The organism is Longimicrobium sp. (assembly GCA_036389135.1).
Lineage (GTDB): Bacteria > Gemmatimonadota > Gemmatimonadetes > Longimicrobiales > Longimicrobiaceae > Longimicrobium.
Map to the genome: position 1 here is coordinate 1 of DASVQP010000128.1, position 2453 is coordinate 2453.

Below are 2453 nucleotides of genomic sequence, written 5' to 3' on the forward strand. Positions count from 1 at the left end.
GGAAATTACCGACCGTGGAGGCACGGATATGCACAGGGTGCGCGTGGTGCGCTCGTACTATGAGCAGTCGGCCCCGTACGTGGGGCGCGTGGGCGAGGTGATCGGGCACTGGGGGCCCGACAACAACGAAGAGGGCCGCGACGGCTTCATGGTGCAGCTCGAGGACGGCACCATCCTGGGCGTGTCGGAGAACGAGGTCGAGTCCGTCACCGACGAAGAAGGCACCGAGGCCGCGGAAGCCGCCGAGTAGCCGCGGGGGCGGGAGACGAAGAGGCGGATGCGCCGTTCGGGCCGCATCCGCCTCTTTAGCCGGAAGTTCCGCATGAAGAAGAGCGGATTGCTGCTTATGGTGCTTTGAGTTAAGCAAGAAAACGGGGTGCACGCTACTGGGTACAGGTCAGCGCCAGGGCACCTCCAGGAGCTGGAATGCGCGCTCCTGGAGCGGAGTCAGCGGAGCGGGTTTGTGGAAGGCATGCCCCCCGACACAGACCCGGGCCCTGGTTGCGGTGGCGAGGTCGGCCAGGAGGGTGCGGAAGCTGTGCACCGGAAGTCCCTCCTCCGTCTTCCGGCGTGCCTTCTTCCGTCGCGCCGCCGGCGAGATCTCCGCCTTCGCGACGACGCTCGCGCGCTCCGCGGCGGCCGCGGCGCGGTCGTGGTCCTGGAAGAGGAGGGGCGCGAGCGAGCGTCGCAGGTGCCACTCGACGTAGTAGGCGAGCATGCACAGGAAGACGTGGGCCCGGACCCGCGGCTCGGTGTGGTGGTGAAGCGGGCGTAGGTCGAGGTTGGTGGAGCGGAAGGCGCGCTCCACCTGCGAGAGGCTCTTGTAGGCCTCGACCGCCGCCTCGGCCGTCATCTCCTCCTTGGGCACGGTGGTGCGGATGACGTAGATGCCGTCCAGCGCCGCCTCGTCTGCGATGCCCTCGGGGTCGCGCTCGAAGCGGAAGGCGGCGTCCGTGATCTCGTAGCGGAAGTGCTTGGCCATCTTGAAGCGCCCCAGCACGCGTCCCACGCGCACGCCGATCGCGGCCTCCCCACGCAGCGGGCGGCGCTCCCGGGTGACGGCCTTCGCGATCTTCTCCAGCTCCTTCTCCGTGGCCACGAGCAGCGCCTCGCGCTTGCGGGCGCGCTCGGCGCCCAGCAGCGGGTTGCGGCAGGCGACGAGCCGCTCGCCGGGAAAGGCGCTGGAGCGGATCTCGGCCAGGTCGTGCTGGTCGAAGAGCGAGAGCTGCAGCACCCCCTCGTCGCGCAGCGCCTGGACGGCGGGGGCGCGCAGCGCGGTGATCCAGCCGAAGTCGGCGTCCGGGCGAAGCTCGGCCTCGATGCGGGCGCTGGTCAGCAGCCCGCGGTCGGCCACCCACACCACGCGCTTCAGTGCGAAGCGCTGGCGCGCCTTCTCGACTGCCGAGGCGAGGGTCGCCGGGTCGGCCGTGTTGCCGGCAAAGACCTCGACCGCCACCGGGCATCCTTCGGCCGTGGTCAGCAGTCCGAAGACGAGCTGCATCTTCCCCGGCTTGCCGTCGCGGCTGTAGCCGTGCGCCGCCAGCGGGCAGCACCGCCCCTCCAGGTAGGTGGAGCTCACGTCGTAGAGGAGGAGCGTGCCCTCCCGCAGGTGCTTCGCGGCGAGCTTCGCCTCGATCGCCGGCTGCCGCTCCAGGAGCCAGTCGAGCGAACGGTAGAGCGAGTCCGCCGAGACCGACTCCAGCGAGAGCGCATCCGCCAGCGCCGAGAACGCGCTCTCCTCGCCCAGGCCGCGCGCGGTGGCAAGCTTGGAATCCGGCGCGAGCAGGCGCGCCACCAGCATCGCGAGCACCCGGTCGCGCTCCGGCGTGCGCTTCGTCCCCAGCGCCTGGTCCAGCTTCAGCCGGCGGATCGTCCCCAGCACCGCGGCCACGTGCCCGTAGGGGGCGGAGCGCCCGATCTGGACCGACTCCTCGGCCGCGACGAGCTTCTCGCCCTTGAGCACCCGCCGCAGCACCTCAACGGCCTCGGGCGGCAGGGCGGAGAGGTTGGCGAGGGTGCGCTTGCGGATCTTGCCGCCCTCGCGCAAGGATTCGCGCAGGAGGACGGCGGGTGGAGAGGAGCGGTTGGGGACGACATCGATGTACATGAGCACAATGTAAGCGCACAGAGTAAACAGCACAAGGGTCGGGTGTCGCAATTACATGGGTACAAAGTGTAGTAAAAGGTGCGGCAACCTCATGGCTGGTATGAGGTTGCCGCGATTCTGGTTGCGGAACTTCCGCCTAGCGCAGACCCGTCCCCCTCTCCCGCGCGGTTTGCGGGAGAGGGTGGCGGCTCTCAGGCCGCCGGGTGAGGGCCCGCGAGGCCGGTCTGGCACGCGGACGCCGGGGTACGCGTCAATCGCCGCCGGCAATCGCTCGCCGGCGGATACGTATTGCCGCGCGGGCCCGGCGGACGTATCCTCATCTCCCTGCTTCGTCGGTTTCGCCAGC

At 69.8% G+C, this 2453-nt stretch carries 2 protein-coding genes; one reads left to right on the forward strand and one right to left on the reverse strand.

Annotated features, from left to right (window positions below; all coding sequences use genetic code 11):
- Nucleotides 1-250 (forward strand): hypothetical protein (locus VF584_25440; GenBank protein ID HEX8213539.1); only part of this gene is annotated, 250 nt, incomplete at its 5' end.
- Nucleotides 251-397: 147 nt separating this feature from the next.
- On the opposite strand, the gene VF584_25445 is transcribed toward VF584_25440, so the two are convergent.
- A complete protein-coding gene (locus VF584_25445; protein ID HEX8213540.1) occupies nucleotides 398-2107 on the reverse strand; it encodes an IS1634 family transposase in 1710 nt (569 codons plus the stop codon).
- Nucleotides 2108-2453 lie beyond the last annotated feature (346 nt).